Annotated in this window: 17 protein-coding genes; 15 read left to right on the top strand and 2 right to left on the bottom strand. The window is 73.9% G+C overall.

The features are described 5' to 3' along the window. Positions 1-61: 61 nt before the first annotated feature. The 4 genes from AB0J66_RS25425 (at position 62) to AB0J66_RS25410 (ending at position 3976) form a co-directional block, all read left to right on the top strand. Positions 62-499 (top strand): hemerythrin domain-containing protein, encoded by a 438-nt coding sequence (locus tag AB0J66_RS25425; protein ID WP_364665176.1) that lies wholly within the window; start codon positions 62-64, stop codon positions 497-499. Beyond that, positions 486-1676, top strand: a complete 1191-nt coding sequence (locus AB0J66_RS25420) for an alanine racemase (RefSeq protein ID WP_364665174.1) — start codon at positions 486-488, stop codon at positions 1674-1676. The genes AB0J66_RS25425 and AB0J66_RS25420 overlap by 14 nt, the downstream gene beginning before the upstream one ends. A gap of 4 nt (positions 1677-1680) precedes the next feature. Then, positions 1681-2454, top strand: coding sequence for a 2-phosphosulfolactate phosphatase (locus tag AB0J66_RS25415; protein ID WP_364665171.1), 774 nt, complete (start codon positions 1681-1683; stop codon positions 2452-2454). A gap of 85 nt (positions 2455-2539) precedes the next feature. Beyond that, on the top strand, positions 2540-3976 hold the full coding sequence (locus tag AB0J66_RS25410) for an MFS transporter (RefSeq protein WP_364665169.1): 1437 nt from the start codon (positions 2540-2542) through the stop codon (positions 3974-3976). Here the strand turns inward: AB0J66_RS25410 and AB0J66_RS25405 are convergent. Then, entirely contained in the window at positions 3950-4951 is a 1002-nt protein-coding gene (locus tag AB0J66_RS25405; RefSeq protein ID WP_364665166.1) for an aldo/keto reductase, read from the bottom strand. The genes AB0J66_RS25410 and AB0J66_RS25405 overlap by 27 nt on opposite strands. Positions 4952-4997: 46 nt before the next feature. Here AB0J66_RS25405 and AB0J66_RS25400 point away from each other — a divergent pair, with 46 nt between their 5' ends. Then, entirely contained in the window at positions 4998-6341 is a 1344-nt protein-coding gene (locus AB0J66_RS25400; protein ID WP_364665163.1) for a PLP-dependent aminotransferase family protein, read from the top strand. 61 nt (positions 6342-6402) lie between these two features. Further along, entirely contained in the window at positions 6403-7539 is a 1137-nt protein-coding gene (locus AB0J66_RS25395) for a HAMP domain-containing sensor histidine kinase (RefSeq protein WP_364665161.1), read from the top strand. Here AB0J66_RS25395 and AB0J66_RS25390 read toward each other — a convergent pair. Then, positions 7530-8546, bottom strand: a complete 1017-nt coding sequence (locus AB0J66_RS25390; RefSeq protein WP_364665159.1) for an AsnC family transcriptional regulator — start codon at positions 8544-8546, stop codon at positions 7530-7532. The two genes, AB0J66_RS25395 and AB0J66_RS25390, sit on opposite strands and share 10 nt — an antisense overlap. A 124-nt stretch (positions 8547-8670) precedes the next feature. Between AB0J66_RS25390 and AB0J66_RS25385 the strand changes: the two genes are divergently transcribed. From AB0J66_RS25385 to AB0J66_RS25345, 9 genes are all read left to right on the top strand, one after another. Next, positions 8671-9339 carry a hypothetical protein gene (locus tag AB0J66_RS25385; protein ID WP_364665157.1) on the top strand — a complete coding sequence of 223 codons (669 nt, stop codon included), beginning with the start codon at positions 8671-8673 and terminating at the stop codon, positions 9337-9339. A 53-nt stretch (positions 9340-9392) separates the two neighbouring features. Continuing rightward, positions 9393-11195 (top strand): aspartate--tRNA ligase, encoded by a 1803-nt coding sequence (gene aspS, locus AB0J66_RS25380; protein ID WP_364665154.1) that lies wholly within the window; start codon positions 9393-9395, stop codon positions 11193-11195. Between the two features lie 37 nt (positions 11196-11232). Beyond that, complete coding sequence (locus AB0J66_RS25375) at positions 11233-12036, top strand: sugar nucleotide-binding protein (protein WP_364665151.1); 804 nt, start codon at positions 11233-11235, stop codon at positions 12034-12036. A gap of 36 nt (positions 12037-12072) precedes the next feature. Beyond that, entirely contained in the window at positions 12073-12561 is a 489-nt protein-coding gene (locus tag AB0J66_RS25370; protein ID WP_364665148.1) for a GyrI-like domain-containing protein, read from the top strand. A 7-nt stretch (positions 12562-12568) separates the two neighbouring features. After that, complete coding sequence (locus AB0J66_RS25365; RefSeq protein ID WP_364665146.1) at positions 12569-13258, top strand: hypothetical protein; 690 nt, start codon at positions 12569-12571, stop codon at positions 13256-13258. Between the two features lie 65 nt (positions 13259-13323). Then, entirely contained in the window at positions 13324-13545 is a 222-nt protein-coding gene (locus AB0J66_RS25360) for a hypothetical protein (protein WP_364665143.1), read from the top strand. A gap of 75 nt (positions 13546-13620) precedes the next feature. Next, entirely contained in the window at positions 13621-15501 is a 1881-nt protein-coding gene (locus AB0J66_RS25355; RefSeq protein WP_364665140.1) for a replication-associated recombination protein A, read from the top strand. A gap of 3548 nt (positions 15502-19049) precedes the next feature. Then, positions 19050-19799, top strand: coding sequence for a hypothetical protein (locus tag AB0J66_RS25350; RefSeq protein WP_364665137.1), 750 nt, complete (start codon positions 19050-19052; stop codon positions 19797-19799). Positions 19800-19874: 75 nt separating this feature from the next. Then, on the top strand, positions 19875-20324 hold the full coding sequence (locus AB0J66_RS25345; RefSeq protein ID WP_364665134.1) for a DUF948 domain-containing protein: 450 nt from the start codon (positions 19875-19877) through the stop codon (positions 20322-20324). The last annotated feature ends 3 nt before the right edge of the window (positions 20325-20327 follow it).

Here is a 20327-nt window from a genome sequence, read left to right as displayed (position 1 = left end):
TCGCGGTGCACCCGGCAAAGAGACCGCTGTGGGCACGGAGGCGCCGGACCATGGGGAATCCGTGGACAACGGCAACAACGTAAGGGCCGCCGACGGGGAGCGGGCGCGGCTTCGGGCGTACGGCCATCAGTTGATCGAAGCTCATCACCAGCTGCTCGACATGCTCGATGAGCTGCACGACGCGGCCGAGGGCAAGCTCCAACTGCATTGTCTGACGCTCTGCGCGGCCGTCACGCGGCATCACACCGCGGAGGACACGACCGTCTTCCCGATTCTGGCCGCCAGGCATCCCGAGTTGCGTGAGTTCCTTGACGGGCTGGCGCGCGATCACGAGATCATCGCGGGGATGCTGAAGGACGAGATGACGCGGGAGGAGCTGGACGGCCTCGGCGCCGTGCTGGAGACGCATTTCATCGGGGAGGAGAAGCGGCTGGTCGCCCTGCTCAACCAGCTGGCGCCCTCTCCGGAGCTGGACGGGAGTTTCGGTGGACGTTCCTGAGATCACGGTCGACTGGCGCAGCAAGGGTTTCTGGCTGCCGGACGGGGCGCGGACCGCGGCCGAGCTGGCCCGGGAGCGGCCGGGGCTGTTCGACGGGCTGCTGACGTGGCCGGTGCTGGTGTTGCGGCGGGCGGCGGCCGAGGCCAACATCGCGACGATGGCCGCCTACTGCCGGCGGCACGGGTGGGATTTCGCGCCGCACGCCAAGACGACCATGGCACCGGGGTTGTTGGCGGCTCAGCTCGACGCGGGGGCGTGGGGCATGACCGTCGCCACCGCCAATCAGGCTCTGGTGCTGCGGCGGCTGGGTGTGCGGCGCATTCTGATCGCCAATCAGGTGCTCGATCCGGTCGCGTTGCGCTGGCTGGCCGGCGAGCCGGACATCTGGTTCCAGGTCGACTCGGTCGCCGGGGTGAAAGCCGCGGCTGACGCGGGCGGTGAGTCAAGGGTCCTGGTCGAGTTCGGTCACCCCGGCGGGCGTACGGGGGTTCGCACCCTCGACGAGTTGGTGTCGGTGGCCCGGGCCACCGTGGCCGCCGAGGGCGTGGAGCTGGCGGGCGTGACCGCGTACGAGGGCCAGCTGAAGACCGAGCAGGAGGTGGACGACTTCCTGGACCTCTTCGTGGCCGGCGTGACCCGGCTGCAGGAAGAGGGCTTGCTGCCGGCGCAGCCCATCGTGTCGGCCGGCGGCAGCGCCTGGTTCGACCGGGTCACCGAACGCCTGGCGCCGATCAAGAACGCCCGGCTGGTGCTGCGCAGCGGCGCCTCGGTGACCCACGACGACGGCTTCTACCGCGAGCGCACCCCGTTCCTGCGGGTGCCCGCCGAGGGTCCACTGGCCGCCGCCCTGGAGATCTGGGCCCAGGTCACCTCCACCCCGGAGCCGGGCCTGGCCCTGGCCGGCATGGGCAAGCGGGACGCCCCGTTCGACGAGGGGCTGCCGGTGCCGATGGAGATCCGCCGGGCGGACGGGTCGTCGGCCCCGGTGGGCGGGGTCGAGGTGACCAAGCTGAACGACCACCACACGTACCTGTCCACAGGGGAGGCGGCGCTGACCCCGGGCGACCTGATCCGGTTCGGGATCTCGCATCCGTGCACGGCTTTCGACAAATGGCGGCACATCCCGGTCATCGACGAGGATCGTCGCGTGGTGGACGTGCTGGAGACCTATTTTTAACGGGATGAAGACCTTCGACGGGCAGGGCGGCTACCGGGTCCGGTTCGACTGGGGCCCGGTCGGGGCCGACGCGGTGGCGCCCGAGGTGGCGTTCGTGGCGGTGGTCGACGTGCTGTCGTTCACCACGACGCTGACCGTGGCGGTGGAGCAGGGGATCAGCGTCCTGCCCTACCGCTGGCGGGACGACTCGGCGGTGGCGGTGGCCCGGCGCAACGGGGCCGCGCTGGCCGTGCTGCGCTCGCAGGCCGGCCCGGGCCAGATCACGCTGTCGCCGGAGAGCATCCTGCACACCGATCTCCAGGCGGCGAAGATCGACCGCCTGGTGCTGCCGTCGCCGAACGGGTCGGCCATCTCGGCCCGGATGGCCGACGCCGGCGCCACCGTGGTGGGTGTCTGTCTGCGCAATGCGGCCGCCGCGGCCGCGTGGGTGAGCGAGCGCTGCGGCGACCGGCCGATCGCGGTGGTGGCGGCGGGGGAGCGGTGGCCGGACGGGTCGTTGCGCCCGGCCGTGGAGGATCTGTGGGGTGCCGGCGCGTTCCTTCACGGGCTGCCCGAGCTGGGTTTCTCCCCGGAGGCGGCGGCGGCCGTGGCCGCGTACCGGGGGGTGGCCGACCGCCTGGGCGAGGAGTTGCCGGAGTCGGTGAGCGGGCGGGAGTTGCGCAACAACGGTTTCGAGGGCGATGTGACCGTGGCGGCGGCCGTCGGGGCGAGCAAGGTCGTGCCGGTTTTGCACGACGGATGGTTCATCGACGGCGGATCTGACGCCAGGCCGACGTAAGAAGGCGGAAAAAGGCGTCGGAGCCATTCTGGCTGGAAGGAGCGGACGCAGCACGCCACCGTTGTGGGGACGAAAGGACCTCGCAATGCGCAAGTGGTGGCCCCTGGTGACCGTCTGTCTCGGCACCTTCATGCTGCTCATCGACGTGACCATCGTGAACGTGGCCCTGCCGCGGATGGCCGCCGACCTGAACTCCCCGTTCGACAACCTGCAGTGGGTCATCGACGGGTACGCGCTCTCGCTGGCCGTGCTGCTGCTGGGGGCCGGCGCCCTGGCCGACCGGATCGGGCACCGCCGCCTCTACGCGGCCGGCCTGGCGCTGTTCGCGCTCTCCTCGCTCGCCTGCGGTCTGGCCGCCGACGACGGGCTGCTGATCGCGGCCCGGGTCGTGCAGGGCGCCGCCGCCGCGGCCATGTTCACCACGACGTTCGCCCTGCTCAACGGGGCTTACCAGGGTCGGGAGCGCGGCGTCGCGTACGGCATCTGGGGTGGGGTCTCGGGCGCCGCCGCGGCGATCGGCCCGGTGCTCGGCGGCCTGCTCACCGACGCCCTGAACTGGCGCTGGATCTTCCTGGTGAACCTGCCGATCAGCGTGGCCGCGCTGCTGCTGTGCAAGTTCGCGCTGCGGCCGGACGGCGCCCACAAGCCGGGCCGGTTCGACTTCGCCGGCACCGCCGCCTTCACGATCGCGGCGACCGCGCTGACCCTGACCGTGATCCGGGCCAACGAGCACGGCTGGTCGTGGTGGCTGTTCGCGGTGGCCGTGGTCGGCCTGGCCGCTTTCGTGGCGATCGAGCTGCGCAGCCCGCACGCCATGTTCGACCTGCGGCTGCTGCGCAACCGGTCGTTCGCCGGCATCCTGATCGCCGCCCTGCTGGTCAACTTCGCCGGGTTCGCGATCCTCACGTACACCTCGATCTGGCTGCAGTCGCTGGTCGGCCTGACCCCGCTGCAAGCCGGGCTCACCGCCCTGCCGATGGGTCTGCTCTCGCTCGTGGTCTCCGGCGTGGCCGGGGCCAAGCTGCACGGCCGCTCGCCGCGGGTGCTGATCGGCACCGGCATGCTGCTCATCGCGGCCGGCGCCGCCGTGGGCGCGCTCCTGCTCGACCGGGGCTCGAGCTGGCCGTCCCTGCTGCCCGGTTACGCCCTGGTCGGCCTCGGCGTCGGCCTGGTCATGCCGAACCTGGCCGAGTCGGGCATGGCGGCCGTGCCCGCGCACCGTGGCGGCATGGCGGCGGGGGCGCTCAACACGGCCCGGCAGCTCGGCTACGCGATCGGGGTGGCGGCGGTGGGCGCGGTCTTCCTCTCCCGGGCCACGTCCTACCTGGGCGACTCGGCGGCGGCGCACGCCCTGGCCTCGGGCCGCGGCGGCTCCCCCGCGGCCGCCGCGGCCGGCTTGGACGCCGGCTTCTGGCTTTCGGCCGGCGTGGGACTGGTGGGTGCGCTTGCGGTCTTCCTGCTGGTACGCCCGGTCAAGCGCCCGGAATCGAAGCCGCTAGAGAGTGCGGTTGCTGCCGGCTAGGACGTCGTACGGGTACGGCAGTGGCGCCACCGCGGTCACCGCCGTGAGCCGCTCGGTCAGGACCGGGTCGAGATCCCACCCGGCGGCCCCGAGATTGGCCTCGAGTTGGTCCAGGTCCCGCGCCCCGATGATGGGCGCGGTGACCGTGGGCCGCTGAAGCAGCCAGTTCAACGCGACCTGGGCCTGCGTCCTCCCGGTCTCGCGAGCCACCGCGGCCAGCTCGTCCAGGACCCGCCAGGTGCGGTCGTTGTCGTAGACCGCCCAGCGCTCGCCCCAGTTCTCGGTCTCGGCCTGCCCGAGCCGGCTGCCCGGCTCGAACGAGCCGCCGCGCTGATAGCGCCCGGTCAGCCACCCACCGCGCAGCGGGCTCCACGGCAGCACGCCGAGCCCCTCGGCGGCCGCCTGCGGCCCGAGCTCCCACTCGAACTCGCGGTCCAGCAGGTTGTAGCGGGGCTGGATCGCCGCGAACGGCGCCCAGCCGCGCTTGTCGGCCACGCCCAGCGCCTTTTGGATCTGCCAGGCGGCCCAGTTGCTGACCGCCAGGTAGCGCACCTTGCCGCTGGTCACCAGCCGGTCGAGGGTCCGTATGGTCTCCTCGACCGGGGCCGCCGGGTCCCAGCCGTGCACGTGGTAGAGGTCGATGTGATCGGTGCCGAGCCGGCGCAGGCTGCCCTCGACCGCCTCCAGGATGTGCTTGCGGCCCAGCCCCTCGCGGTTGCCGCCGGGACCCCAGCGCACCTTCGTCGAGATCACCCAGTCGGCCCGGTCCTGGCCCTTGAGCCAGCGGCCGACGATCTCCTCCGAGCGTCCCCCGGAGTAGGCATCGGACGTGTCGAGGAAGGTGCCGCCGGCGGAAGCGAACCGGTCGAGCATCCGGAGGCTGAGCTCCCCGGTGCTCTCCCGGCCGAAGGTCATGGCGCCGAGGCAGAGCTCGCTGACCGCCAGCGACGTGCGGCCCAGGAATCGATAACGCATGATCCGACCCTACGGCCGGATCGGTCCGCCGTTACGATCCGATTCGATGGCTGAATCCCATACCAATCTTGCCTGGGAGACCCTGCTCGATCTGTCGGCGCCGGGTCCGCGGCACGTCGCCCTGGCCGGGGCGCTGCGGCGGGCGATCCGTTCCGGTCGCATCGGCACGGGGGCCGCGCTTCCGCCGAGCCGGGTCCTGGCCACGGCGCTGGGCTGCTCGCGCTGGGTCGTCACACAGGCGTACGCCCAGCTGACGACCGAGGGTTACCTGGCCGGCCGGACCGGCTCGGCGACCCGCGTGCGCTGGTCACCCGGCGTCCCGCCCGCGGCTCCCGGCCCCGCCGCCAATGCCGTCCGCGTGCACCACGATCTCGCCCCCGGTCTGCCCGATCTGCGGTTCTTCCCGCGCAAGCAGTGGGCGGACGCGCTGGCCCGGGCCGCTTCCGAAGCCGATCTGGGCTTCGCCGATCCGGCGGGAGTGCCGGCGCTGCGATCGGTGCTCGCCGACTATCTGGCTCGCGCGCGGGGTGCGGTCGCCACGGCCGACTCGGTGATCGTCTGCGGCGGCATCCGGGACGCGGTCGGCCGTCTCTGCCGGGCCCTGGCCGCCGCCGGTCACCGCGAGATCGCGGTCGAGGATCCGGGCTGGGGCGCTCTGCGGGCGGTCGCCGCGGCCTCGGGCCTGCGGCCCCGGCCGGTTCCGGTCGACGCCTCGGGTCTGCGGGTGGCTGATCTTCCCGCGGCCGTACGGGCGGTGCTGCTCTCGCCGGCTCATCAGTTCCCGACCGGCGTGGTCCTCGCCCCGGCCCGGCGCGCGGCCCTGATCGACTGGGCCCGGGCGGTCGACGGGGTGATCGTGGAGGACGAGTACGACAGCGAGTTCCGCTACGACCGCAAGCCCGTCGGCTGTCTGCAGGGCCTCGACGCGGAGCGGGTGGTGCTGGCCGGCTCGGCCCACAAGACCCTGGCCCCGGCCGTCGGCCTGGGCTGGGCGGTGGTCCCGGCCCGGTGGCGGGCGGCGATGACGGCCGGGGCCGGGCCGCCGGCGATCGACCAGGCCGCGTTCGCCGCTTTCGTGGCCGCCGGCCGCTACGACCGCCACCTGCACCGGGCCCGCCAGCGCTACCGGGCCCGCCGCGACGTCCTGACGGCCGCCCTGGCCCGTCGCCGGCCCGACGCGATCACGCAGGGCGTCTCCGCCGGCCTGCACGTGGTCTGCTCCTGGCCGGGCCTGGACGAGGTCGCAGTCGCGCGCCGGGCCCGCGCGGCCGGGGTGAGCGTGATGACGCTGGCCGATTACCGGGTCGCGCCCGGCCCACCCGGTCTGGTGCTGGGTTACGGCAACATCAGCGACGCCGCCGTGCCGTTCGCCGTCGCCACGTTAGTCTAAATAAATCGGTACATTTCGCCTTCTCGGCACCGGGGCGCGCACGGCGGCCCGGCAGGCGGCGGTGCTCTTTTTCCTGGCCGGCTTCCTGGCCCTGGTCGGCATCGCGGGCCACAGCGGCCCGCCGGCCCGGCTTCTGATCGTCGCGGCGCTGGACTTCGCGCTGGGGGTGGCCGGGTTCCTCGTGCCCTGGCAGCGGCTGCGGCCGGAGTCGCCGGCCCTGCTCGGGCTGGCCGGCTTCGCCGTTCTCGGGCTCTCCACATGGTCGTTCGGCGGGGTCGCGGCCGGCACCGGCCCGTTCCTGGTGCTGCTCTACACGTGGGCGGCCCTGCACATGCCGCGGTGGATCCTGCTGGCGTACGCGGTGCCGGCCGGCGTCGCGTACCTCCTGCCGTTGATCTTGACCAACCGGCCGCCGGAGGTGCTCAGCAGCGCCCTCGTGCTGCTGCCGGTCGCGGTGGCCATCGCTCTCCTGGTCGAGGCGCAGGCCCGGCATCTGCGGGAGGACCGTGAGCGGCTGGCCCGGATCGAGACCTGGCAGACGGCCATGATGAGCACGCTCGCCCACGACGTCCGGTCGCCGCTGGCCACCGTGCAGTTCGCCCTCGAGGAGCTCGGCGAGAGGGCGGCGGCCGCGTCACCCGACTCACCGTCGTCGCGGGCCGAGGCGCGGATGATCGAGGCCGCGCTGCGGCAGACGGCGCGGATCCGGCGCCTGGCCGACGGGCTGCTCGACGTGCAGCGCATCGACAGCTCGGGCCACTTGCGCCTCGACCGGAAGCCGACCCCGGCCGCCGCCCTGCTGCGCGACGCCGTCTCGTACACCAGCGGGCGCCAGGACGTGGCGATCGAGGCCGAAGAGAATCTGTTGATCTTCGTCGACCCGCAGCGGTTCGAGCAGATCGTGATCAACCTCGTCGGCAATGCGCTGCGCTACGGGCGCCCGCCGGTCGTGGTCCGCCTGACCCGCGACGGCGGCATCGACCGGCTGGAGATCCGCGACCACGGACCGGGCATCCCCGAGACGCTGCGGCCGCACCTGTTCGGCCGGTTCGCCGTGGGCGGCCCGGACGGCGTCGGGCTCGGCCTGTGGATCGTGCGCAGCCTCACCGAGGCCCACGACGGCACGGTGGTGGCCGAGGCCCGCGAACCGGGCGTGGCCATGGTGGTCACCATCCCCAGCCCTCAGCCTCAGGCGTAGGGGTCGCGGACCATGCCGTTCTCGATCAGGAAATGGGCCTGCTTGACCCGGGTCAGCTGGGGGACCGTCTCCACGCTGTGGATGCCGTCGATCGCGGCCACCTCGGTGGTCAGGTAGCGGTAGAGCTCGGCCGCGTCGCGGCAGCGGGCGGCGGCCATCAGGTTGGCCGAGCCGGTGACGGCGGCGGCGAAGGAGAGCTGCCGGTGGTCGGCCAGGCGGGCGCCGACCTCGGCCAGATGGGCCGGCGCGATCGTGAACCACAGGTTGGCCGAGGCCTGGATGCCGATCGCGGTGTCGGCCACGTCCAGGTCGAAGTAGACGGCGCCGCTGCCGGTCAAGGCGGCCACCCGCTGCGCGACCTGGCGCTGGGTCCAGCCGGTGGCCTCGGCCAGCGCGGCCCAGCTGGCCCGCCCGTCGCGGGCCAGCGCGTCGATCAGCGGCTGGTCGGCCGGCTCGACCCGGGCGTCCGGGCCGGCCGGGCTCGCGTGCCCCAGCACGGCCGCGCCCTCGACCAGCGCCGCCTGCTGGCCGGCGTCGAGCTCGTGGCCGGTGGCGACCCAGTCCACCTCGCCCCGCCCGGCGAAGCGGTGCAGGATCTGGTGCGCGCTGAAGGTCAGCACGCTGGTCGCCCGGGGCAGATGGTGCAGCAGACCCGGCTGGGGGCCGGTGACCACGGCCGAGCAGGTGATCTCGGCCCCGCCGGCGCCGATGCTGATCCAGGCGGTGTCGCCCCGCCGGGCCAGGGCGTCGGCCAGTGCCGGGGCCGTGCCCGGCCGGCAGCCGATGCGCAACGTCCAGTAGGTGGTGCCGGGCATCTTCGACGGATCGGGACGGGCCAGCACGCGGACGACACCGGTGCCGCGCATGCGCTGATAGCGCCGGGCCACGGTCTGCTCGGACACGCCGATCACCGCGGCGACGCGGGCGAAGGGAGCGCGCGGCGAGAGGTGCAGGGCGTGGAGGATCTGCCGGTCGATGTGGTCGGGCACGCGGGACTCGGTCGCCACCGGATGAGTCTAGGGCGGGGTGAAGGGCGGGGCGGTAGTCCCCACGACGAGGGATGGGGGCCGGGTGATCTCCGCGCCTAGGGTCGGCCTCACCCGGTTTGCCCTGCCGATGGGAGCCCGCCCGATGTCTGTCTTCCGCGCCGCCAACAACAACCCGTCGAAGCCGCGCGACCCGTACCCGATCAATCCGTCGACCCGGGACGAGGCGCCGGACGGGCCCACGGAGAAGCTGGGTCGCCCGGCGAGGCCGAAGCCGCGGCGGAACTGGGCGCTGCTGCTCGTCGCCGGGCTGGCCCTGTTCGCGCTGAACGTGGCCGCGGTGGCGGTCTTCGTCGCCTGGCGCACGTCGCAGGCGGCCCGGCCGGCCTCGGCGCCGGCGCCGACCGGGGAGGGCTTCGACGTGACGTACGCCCAGGAGCCGCTCAAAGTGCAGGTGGGCTGCTCGGCCGTGATCTTCCTGGACCTCGACGAGCCGCGGGCCGACGCCGACGAGAAGACGAGCGACCTGCGCTACGACAGCCGCTGCGGCACCGGCGTGCCCAACCTCACGCTCGGACCCGGCGCGAGGGCCGGGGCCCAGGTCCCCGGCTCCGACACCGACGCCGCCGGCTGCGACCGGGCCATCCGGACCGCGCCCCTCGGCCCCGGCGCCGCGGTGCCCGTGCGCAAGGGAACCGTGCTGTGCGTGCTGACCGCCGGCGCGCCGGCCAAGATGGCACTGGTCGAGATCACGGAGGTCGGCACGACCGGCACGGCGGGCATGCGGGCCACCTCGTGGAAAGTCGCGGGCTGACCACCTGACAGAATGGCGGGTGGTCCGTGACAGCCTGATGAGGAGAGCATCCCGTGATCCGTACGCACAACGCCGGCACTCTTCGCGCGAGCGACGCCGGCACGACGGTGACGCTCGCCGGCTGGGTGGCCCGCCGGCGCGACCACGGCGGTGTCATCTTCGTCGACCTGCGTGACGCCTCGGGCGTGGTCCAGGTCGTCTTCCGCGAGGAGGACGCGCACGCCCTGCGCAACGAGTTCTGCGTGCTGGTCGTCGGCGAGGTCTCGGCCCGCCCCGAGGGCAACGCCAACCCCGAGCTGGCCACCGGCGAGATCGAGGTGGTCGCCACCGAGCTGACCGTGCTCTCCGAGGCCGCGCCGCTGCCGCTGCCGGTCGACGACACGATCACCGCCTCCGACGACCTGCGCCTGAAATACCGCTACCTCGACCTGCGCCGCTCCGGCCCGGCCAAGGCGCTGCGCCTGCGCAGCCGGGCCAACCAGATCGCCCGCGAGGTGCTGCACGCGCGCGACTTCAACGAGATCGAGACGCCGACGCTGACCCGGTCGACGCCCGAGGGCGCCCGTGACTTCCTGGTGCCGGTCCGCCTGCAGCCCGGCACGTGGTACGCGTTGCCGCAGTCCCCGCAGCTGTTCAAGCAGCTGCTCATGGTGGCCGGCCTGGAGCGGTACTACCAGATCGCCCGCTGCTACCGCGACGAGGACTTCCGGGCCGACCGGCAGCCCGAGTTCACCCAGCTCGACATCGAGATGTCCTTCGTGACGCAGGAAGACATCATCGAGTTGGGTGAGGAGATCGTCTCCCGCCTGTGGGGCGAGCTCGCCGACTACCAGGTTCAGCTGCCGATCCCGCGGATCACCTGGACCGACGCGATGAACCGCTACGGCTCGGACAAGCCCGACCTGCGCTACGGCGTCGAGCTGGTCGAGCTGACCGACTATCTCCAGGGCACCGAATTCCGCGTGTTCGCCGGCGCGATCGCGGCCGGGGGCTACGTCGGTGCCGTCGTGATGCCGGGTGGCGCCTCGCAGACGCGTAAGGAGCTCGACGGCTGGCAGGACTGGGCGAAGGCGCGCGGTGCCCGTGGTCTGGCCTACGTCGTGCTGGACGCCGAGACGGGCGAGGCTCGGGGGCCTGTTGCGAAAAATCTGTCATCTTCGCATTTGTCCGGGTTGGCCGACGCCGTGGGCGCGAAGCCTGGTGACGCCATCTTCTTCGCGGCCGCCAACGAGCGCCGCGAGGCCCAGGAGCTGCTCGGCGCGGCCCGCATCGAGATCGCCAAGCGCTCGAACCTGATCGACGAGTCGGCCTGGGCGTTCTGCTGGGTCGTCGACGCTCCCATGTTCGAGAAGACGGACGAGGGCGGCTGGACCGCCGTCCACCACCCCTTCACCTCGCCCAACGACGAGTGGATCGACCGCTTCGAGGAGGCGCCCGACCAGGCCCTCGCGTACGCGTACGACATCGTCGTCAACGGCAACGAGATCGGCGGCGGCAGCGTCCGTATCCACCGGGCCGACGTGCAGAGCCGGGTCTTCGACCTGCTCGGCATCTCGCCCGAGGAGGCCCAGGACAAGTTCGGCTTCCTGCTCGAGGCGTTCAAGTACGGCCCGCCGCCGCACGCCGGCATCGCGCTCGGCTGGGACCGCACCTGCATGCTGCTCTCCGGCAACGACTCCATCCGCGAGGTCATCGCGTTCCCCAAGACCCGCGGCGGCTACGACCCGCTGACCACCGCGCCCACCCCGATCACCCCGCAGCAGCGCCTCGAGGCGGGCATCGACGCCAAGCCCAAGCCGGCGGCCGGCACGCCCGGCACCGACGGGCAGGCCGCTCCGGTGGAGCGCTCGAACTGACCTTGTGCGCCGGGAGAATCTGAGGTAGTTCCGTCCTATGAGCACATTGATCGTCGGAGCCTCGGGTTATCTCGGCCGGGAGGTCGTGCGGCAGGCCAGGGCCGCCGGGCACGCGGTGGTGGGCACGGCCACCACCGCGGCCGGCGGCCAGGTTCCGGTCGACGTCACCGACCGCAAGGCGGTGCACGCGGTGGTCACCGCCGTGGTGCCGCGGCTGATCGTCAACTGCGTCGGCCATGGCAGCGACTGGCGGGTCCTGGCCGACGGCGCCGCCTCGGTCGCCGCCGAGGCCGCCGCGATCGGGGCCCGGCTGGTGCACGTCTCCACCGACGCCCTGCACGCCGGGCGCCCCACCCCGTACACCGAGGCCGACGTGCCCACCCCGGTCTCGCAGTACGGCTCGGCCAAGGCGGCCGCCGAGACCGCGGTGGCCGCGATCTCCCCGGCCGCCGTGATCGTCCGGACGTCGCTGATCGCCGGCACGGACGAGAGCAAGCACGTGGCCTTCGCCCTGGCCGTGACCCGGGGACAGCAGCCCGGCACCATGTTCACCGACGAGATCCGCTGCCCGGTCCACGTCGAGGACCTGGCCGGGGCCATCCTCGAGCTGGCCGACTCCCGCTTCGGCGGCGTCATCAACGTGGCCGGGCCCGAGGCGATCTCGCGGGCCGACTTCGGCCGGCGGGTCGCCCGCTCGCACGGCCTCGACGAGTCGTCGGTCCCGGTCGGGCCGAGCGCCGGCGGTGGCCTCGGCCCCCGGCCGCTCGACGTGCGGCTCGACTCCTCGCTGGCCCGCTCGATCCTGCGGACCCCCCTCCGGCCGGTGTCCGAGTTCGTCTGACGTGCGCCCGGGTTGCCGGGCTGTGAGACTGGGCAGGTGGAGCCGAAGATCGTGCAGCTGGGCCGGCAGGCGTACGTCGGCCGGCGTGAGTCGATCACCATGACCGAGTTCGCCCGGGTCGCCGACCACCTGCCGGGCATGCTGGCCCGCCTCGCCGAGCGGGGCGTGCCGGTGGCCGGTGCGCCGTTCTTCCGCTACCGCGTCATTGACATGTCGGCCGACCTGGTCGTCGAGGCCGGCATCCCGATCTCGGCCCCGGTCGAGGTGGCCTCCCCGATGTTCGTCGAGACCCTGCCGGCCGGCCGCTACGCCACGGTCACCCACGTCGGCCACCCCGACGAGCTGATGGGCGTCACCGCCCGCCTGCTCGGCTGGGCCCAGGACCGCGGCCTGGCCTGGGACATGCACCCCACCCCGACCGGCGAGGTCTGGGAATGCCGCCTCGAGATGATGATGACCGATCCCGCCAAGGAGCCGGACATGCACAAGTGGGAGACGGTCCTGCTGTTCAAACTGGCCGCATGATGGGGCAGTGCCCGACGAGATCGAGAAACTGACCGAGGCCCTCGGCCCGGCCTGGCGGCGCCGCACCCGCGGCGAGCACCGGTGGCCCGCCACGGTCGCGATCGCCGTGATGATCGCGCTGCAGTGGACCCTGCCCCACCGGCTGACCCTGGGACCGCAGTGGCTCCTGCCCGCCATCGAGCTGACTATCGGTGTGGTCCTGTTCGCCGCCGACCCCGGCCGCATCCATCGCGACACCCCCGCGCTGCGGATGCTCAGCCTCGGGCTGATCGCGGTGGCCAGCCTGGGCACCGCGTCGTCGGTCGGGCTGCTGGTGCACGCCATCGTCACGGGGCGCGACACCGGCACGGCGGCTCAGCTGCTGGCCGGCGGCAGCGCCATCTACCTGATCAACGTGCTGACCTTCGCGGTCTGGTTCTGGGAGCTCGACCGCGGTGGGCCGGCGCGCCGGGCGCACGGCACCGATCCGTACCCCGACCTGCTCTTCCCGCCGATGACCGCGCCCGACATGGTGGCCAAGGACTGGGAGCCGCGCTTCCTCGACTACTTCTATGTCGCGTTCACCAACGCGACGGCGTTCAGCCCGACCGACACCCTGCCGTTGACCCGCTGGGCCAAAGCGGCCATGGCCCTCGAGTCGGCCATCGCGTTGGTCACGGCGGCACTGGTCATCGCCCGTGCGGTCAATGTCCTATGAGTTTGGTGAGCGGCGTCACCGGGGTATCTGCATGTCACGGCTCTCACCCCCCGGAGGAATAGATAATGCTTGCCATCGCCGCCGCAGTCGTGTTCGGTGTCCAGTTCCTGTTGGACCTGTTCAACCAGAACCTCGGCGTCCCCGACCTGTTCAACTTCCAGACCATGACGGCGCTCGGCCTTCTGCTCCTCGCTCTCTACCTCGCCGGCGTCGGCTCCGGCCCGCGCGCCAGCAGCGGCAGCGGCTCCGGCCGCCGCTTCTACGGCCGTCGCCCCGGCCGCGGCTGATCTACCGGACCTTTCCTACCGGCCTCTGGCAGCGCGTTTCGGGCGCGCTCCCAGGGGCCGGTACTGTCGTTCCCGATGGAAATGGACGGGCTTTTCTCCCTGGGGCAACCCACCGCACCGGCGTCCCCGGCCACCGAGGGCCTCAGCGCCTGGGCCGAGGATTCGCCCCTCCCGGTGCGGATGCGGCCCACCACCCTCGACGAGCTGGTCGGCCAGGGACACCTGCTCGCCCCCGGGGCGCCGCTGCGCCAGCTGGTGACCGGGGCCAGCCCGATGTCGGTGATCCTGTGGGGCCCGCCCGGCACCGGCAAGACCACCATCGCCCACCTGGTCGCCGGGGCCACCAACCGCAAGTTCGTGGCCATGTCGGCCCTGACGGCCGGGGTCAAGGACGTCCGCGCGGTGATCGACACGGCCCGGCGCGAACGCCGCCACGGTGGCCCGCCGACGGTGCTGTTCATCGACGAGGTTCACCGCTTCAGCAAGACCCAGCAGGACTCGTTGCTGGCCGCGGTCGAGGACCGGACGGTCACCCTGCTGGCCGCGACCACCGAGAACCCGTACTTCTCGGTCATTTCGCCCCTGCTGTCCCGCTGCGTGCTGCTCACCCTCCAGGCGCTCGACGACGACGACGTCCGCGGCCTGCTCCGCCGCGCGATCACGGACGAGCGAGGGCTCGGCGGCGCGGTCACCCTGAGTGCCGAGGCCGAGGAGCACTTCGTACGCCTCGCGTCCGGCGACGTCCGTAAGGCCCTCACCGCCCTCGAAGCGGCGGCCGGCTCCGCCCTGGCCCAGGACGTCCACGAGATCGACCTGGCCACCGCGGAGAAAGCGGTCGACGTGGCGGCGGTCCGCTACGACCGCGACGGCGACGCGCACTACGACATCACCAGCGCCTTCATCAAGAGCATGCGCGGCAGCGACCCCGACGCGGCCCTGCACTGGCTGGCCCGGATGCTGGTCGCCGGGGAGGACCCACGGTTCATCGCCCGGCGCATCGTCATCTTCGCCAGCGAGGACGTGGGGATGGCCGACCCGCAGGCGCTGCTCGTGGCCACCGCGGCGTCCCAGGCGGTGCAGACCATCGGCCTGCCCGAATGCCAGCTCAACCTCGCCCAGGCGGTCGTGCACATGGCGACCGCCCCCAAGTCGAACGCGGTGACCACAGCCATCGGCGAGGCCATGGCCGACGTCCGGGCCGGCCGGGGCGGCCCGGTGCCGACCCACCTGCGCGACGCCCACTACCCCGGGGCCCGGGGACTGGGACACGGGCGCGGCTACCGCTACCCGCATGATGATCCCCGCGGCGTGGTCACCCAGCAGTACGTCCCCGACGACCTGGTCGAGGCGGAGTACTACCGGCCCACCGACCACGGGGCCGAGCGCGCCGTCAACGACCGGGTCCCCAAGCTCCGCCGCATCGTCCGCGGCCTGACCACCCCACGGCCGGCCCCCACTCCCGCGCCGTCGGCCCCCTCGGCGGCGGCCGCCCCGTCCACCTCGCCCACCCCTCCCGCGCCGGCCACTCCCACTCCTGCGCCGGTTGCCCCCACTCCTGCGCCTGCCGCGTCCACCTCCGCGCCTGCCGCGTCCACCTCCGCGCCGGCCACCCCCACCCCCGCGCCAGGGGAGTCCGGGCCGGCGGGCGGTTTTGTGACGGATTCCTCTGCGGCGGCGCCTTCCGCGCCGTCTGAGGGGACTGGAGCTGCGGAGACGCCGGCGGAGGAACCTTCGGAGGGTGGCGTCGGCCGCGCGGCGGGTGGTGCGGGCGGCGAAACTGGGGCACGCTCGTCGGCGACCACTGAGGAGCCGGGGCCCGGCGGCCCGGAGGACGGTGCGGACTCAGCCAAGGCTGGTACCTTCTCCGGTTCGAGGGCAAAGGCCGGTCCGGGATCGAAGGCCATGGACGGCCGGGGTGACGACAGCGGCTCCGCCGCCGGAGAGGAACGACCGTGACACCGCGCGGTGCCGAACGGCCCGACGACGACGCTGACCTGGGCAACGAGCAGGCCGGTGGACGCAAGGGACGCCGGTTCGGTCGAGGCCGTCCGGAGCCGGTCGAGCCCGTGATCCTCCCCCAGGAGGAGACGGGCTGGCTCGACGACCTGCGCACCGCGAAGCAGCAGCGTTCCGCGATCGGCCCGGGCACCCTCGCCGGCGAGACCAGATACAGCAAATCCGGGCGGGTCGCCCCCGGCCCCGACGACGAACCCGACGACGACTTCGCCTTCCCCGCCATCGGCGACTCCGGCGACGACCCGGCCACGCCGCCCGCCCGCCGCCCAGCCGGCCCCGCCGCGGGCCAGCCCGGCCGCGCCCCCGGTCCCGCGGCGGGCGGCCGAGCTGCTCCGGGACCTGCTGCAGGCGGCCGCGCCACGCCCGGCCCCAACGCTCCGGTCCGCGCCGTGCCGAACGCCGCCGCATCTGGCATTCCGGGTCGTGCTGCCCCAAGCGCCGCCGGCCCGAACGCTCCAGGTCGCGCCGCGCCGAATGCCGCCGGCCCGAACGCTCCGGGTCGCGCCGCGCCGAATGCCGCCGGCCCGAACGCTCCGGGTCGCGCCGCGCCGAATGCCGCCGGCCCGAACGCTCCGGGCCGCGCTGCGGCCGATCCGGCCGGGCCGAGCGGTCCCGGTCGTGCGACTCCGAATCCGGCTGCCTCCGGTCGTGGTGCTGCCGCCGGGCCGCAGGGTCCCGGCCGTGGGGTTCCCGGTCCGGCCGGACCGGCTGTGGGTGGGCCGGGCCGAGCGACGCCGGGTGCCGCCGGGCCTGGCGCCGGTGGTCACAGCGGGCCGATTCCGGGCGGGCCGGCGGGGCGGGCCATGCCGCCCGGAGCGCGTCCGGCCGGTGGGCCCAGCGCGACCGGGCCGATTCCGGGCCGTGCGCAGAGCGGGCAGATCCCCGGTCAGTTCCCGCCCGGGCGGATCACCCCTGGGCAGATTTCTCCCGATCAAGTGCCGTCCGGCCCCGTTTCGCCGGGGCAGCCCTCGGGCCCGGGCGGTCCCGGCGGTCAGGCCGCGCCAGGTGGTCAGGGAAGTTCCGGCCAGGGTGCTCCCGGGCGAGCCACACCCGGACAGGCCATGCCGGGCCGTGCCGTACCCGGTCAAGCGCTTCCCAGCCGGGGCGGACCGAGTCAGGGCGCTCCTGCGCCGGGCGGTCCCGGGCAGGGTGCATACGGCCAGGGCGGTCCGGGTCAGGGTGGTCCCGGGCAGGGCGGCCCGGGGCAGGGTGCATACGGCCAGGGCGGCCCGGGGCAGGGTGCTTACGGTCAAGGGGGGCCAGGCCAGGGCGTTCCCGGCCCAAGCACTCCCGGGCAGGGCGGGCCGGGCCAAGGTGCTCACGGTCAGGGCGGGCCGGGGCAGGGTGCTTTCGGGGCGGGGTCGCCTGCGATTCCGCTTTCTGGCAATGCTCCCGAGGTTCCCGCTGTGCGGCCGGTGTCGCCGGCGTCGCGGCCTTCTTCTTCGCCGCCTGTGCGCGGGCGCGATCGCTTCCATTCGGAGGGGCCGCAGGGCGGCGCCGGCTTCGGCCCGGGTGCGGGACGTCCGGTGTCGGGTCCCGGCTACTCGGGTGGGGCCGGTCGTCCGGTGTCGGGGGCGGGCTTCTCGGGTGGCGCGGGGCGTCCCGTGTCCGGTGGGCCGGGTGCCGGGCGGCCGGTGTCCGGGGTACCCGGGGGCGGTTTCGGTGGGCGTGAGGGCCGGGCCGGGGACCTGGGCGACTACGCGGCGGGTGCCGGGCGCCCGGTGTCGGGGGCGGGCTACGGCGGCTCGGCCGACCAGCAAGGCGGACGCCACGGCGGGCCGGACGGGGACGGGCCGGGTGGCCGGACCGGTCGCCACGGCGCGGCCGAGCCGGGCGAGCGTAGCCGCCGATCACGCGGCCACGGCGCGAACCCCGACGAGACGGGCGGCTTCGGGGCTACGGCGCCGCGTTCGCCGGCGCCGGGTGGTCCGGGAACGGGGTCGCGGGCCGGCTTCGGCGGTGGCTCCGACTATGCGGGCCCGGACGAGAACGGCGCCGGACCCGGCCGCCGCGGCCCGGGTGGGCCACAGGACGGCCGAGGAGCCGGACGAGGCGTTCCGCCCCAGGGCGGCCAGCGGCCCAGCAGCCCCGCTGACCAGGGCGGGCCGGCCGGTGGGGTTCGGCCGGGTACCGGGCCGGTGCGGGCTGCGGCCAGTGTCGCGCCGCCGGTGGTGCCGGGGCGCGGTGGCGTGCGCGCGCCCGCGGTTCCGGGGCGGGCCGGGGCGATGGCGGGCAACTCGGGAGTGGTTCCGCGGCCGGGGGAGAACTCGGGGGGCGTCGCGCCTCGCGGTGGCCCGGGGGCCGGTGGGCGTGGCGGCTTCACGACCGGTGCGATGCCGGCGGGGCCGGTCTCGCCGGGACAGCCGCGGCGCGGGCCCGGTCAGTCCGGCGATGACCAAGGTCAGCCGGGCCGGGAGGACGACTTCGGGTCCGGCCGCCATGGCCAGGTCGGCGAGGACGCCGGGTCGGGGCGCCACGGACAGGTTCGTGATGACGCCGGGTCCGGCCGCCACGGACAGGTCGGTGAGGACGCCGGGACGGGTCGGCGCGGGCCGGGTGGGGACGACGACTTCGGGACCGGGCGGCGCAGCCGTCATGGGCAAGAGGACTTCGACCCGGAAGCTTCGGGTGAGTTGCCGCGTGGGCGCCGTGGGCGTGGTTCCGGTGGGCCGGGTGAGCGCACCATGTCGCCGGGGCGCCAGATCGGGCCGGGTGGTGGTGTCTCGGGCGCTTTCGCGACGGGTGCGGCGGCCGGCGCGGCCTCCGTGGGCGGTGCCGCTGCGGCTCCGGCCGGTGGGCCGGCCGCGGGTTCGGCGTCCGTCGGCCGGCGCGGCCCGGCAGGATCGGCGTCGGTCGATGGCTCGGGGGGTAGTTCCGGCGCTCGTCGCGGCCCGGCGCCGACCGGTGGGCCGGGCACCGGGTCCGCGGCGGTAGGCGGTCTGCCGCGGCGCGGCGGCTCGGCGGCCGGCGCGGCCTCCGTAGGCGGCCCGAACGCGGGCTCTGCCGTCAGCGGTCCGGTGGCAGGCGCGGCCTCGGTCGGTGGCGCGGCTTCGGTGGGCGGTCCGGGCCTCGCGTCGCGCGGCGGCCCGGCGGCGGGTTCAGCTTCCGTGGGTGGCCCGGCCGCGGGTTCAGCGTCCGTCGGTGGCCCGGCGGCAGGTTCAGCGTCCGTCGGTGGCCCGGCAGCGGGTTCAGCCTCTGTGGGTGGTCCGGCGGCGGGTTCGGCGTCTGTGGGTGGCCCGGCGGCGGGTTCAGCCTCTGTGGGTGGTCCGGCGGCGGGTTCGGCGTCTGTGGGTGGGCCGGCGGGGGCGGCGGCCGTGGGTGGGCTCGCGGGGTCGGCGTCGGTGGGGGCGCGGGCGGCGGCCTCGGTGGGGGCGGCCTCCGTGGGGGCGGCTCGTGTCGGTGGGGCCGTGGACCCGCGTACCGGTGCTGTGGGCGTACCTCCAGCGGGTGAAGATGGAGCGCCGCAAGGCGCGAGTGGGGCGGCGAGGGTGAGCCCCGTCGTGGGGGCCCGGGCTGGTGCGGCGAAGGCCGCGGCCGGCGGGGGCGCGGCGCCGGAGCCCGAGGAGGACGGCGAGGCGAACGGGGCGCTCGGTGGGCTGCGGCAGAAGCTGCGGACGCAACGGCGCCTGCGGGTGGTGACCCTGGTCTCTCTCGCCGCGGTCGTGTTGCTGGTGTTGCCCGCCTTCTTCGGGTTGCGGGCGGCCGGGAACGACCCGGTGTTCAGCTCGCTGAACTCGCTCGACGTGCCGGCCTGGGCGGCGGAGAAGGTGGACGATCAGAGCAGCGGCAGCCGGTGGTGCTTCATCGACTGCACGTTCCGGGAGCGGATCGCCCAGTCGGACAAGCCGTTCAAGGAGACCACGCAGGTCTACACGGCCGCGCTGAGCTCGGCCGGGTGGCAGCCGTGGAAGGTCGGCGAGTGCCCGGAGCAGCCGGTCGACGGCACGTACAGCTGCTGGAAACGAGACGAGTTCACTTTGGACCTGTGGGTGCGGCTGCCGGAGTGCGCCGTCGACCAGGTCGCGGCGCAGGATCCGGCCAGCGTGCCGTCGACCGCGACCGAGCCCGTGGACCCGAAGACCTGCACCGGCTCCACCGTGAGCATCAAGGTGCAGAACGCGATCGCCGACACCCGCGGCAAACCGCAACCGCCGGAGGAGAGCCCGCTCGTCGGCGAGACGCCGGACCCGGTGCTGTCGAATGATCCGCTCTTGGAGCCGACACCCACGCCGTCGTGACGCGGCTTGTGGTGACGGACGGTAGGGTCTGCACGTTGACTCGCCATCCGTGACCACTTAAGGGAGAAGCGCCTCATGGACGCCGGAGAAATCGCAGGCCTGATCGCGGCGGGCGCCTTCTTGATGCTCGTCATCGTGCTCGCCGTGCCGATCCTCAAGCTGGGCCGTACGGTCGACGCCGCCACCAGGGCGATCAATGACGTGACCGACCGGACCGGCCCGCTGCTGGGTGATGTCAACGACACGGTGCGTAACGTGAACACTGCGCTCGGCCAGGTCCAGGTCTCTTTGGACGGTGTCAACGTCCAGCTGGCCAAGGTCGACACGATCACCGAGCACGCCGCGCACGTGACCGCCAACGTGGCCAACCTGTCCACGGTCGTCGCCGCGGCCGCCGCGAACCCGCTCGTCAAGGTCGCGTCGTTCGGCTACGGCCTGCGCAAGGCGGCCGCCGCGCGCCGCCGGGCCGACGAGGACCGCGCCGTGCGTACCGAGCTCAAGACCCGCCGCCGGGCCAATCGCTGACCC

The sequence above is a fragment of the Actinoplanes sp. NPDC049598 genome (assembly GCF_040675435.1).
Lineage (GTDB): Bacteria > Actinomycetota > Actinomycetes > Mycobacteriales > Micromonosporaceae > Actinoplanes.
Note: the sequence above shows the minus strand (reverse complement) of the source record. Positions and strands in the feature narration are given on the sequence as shown.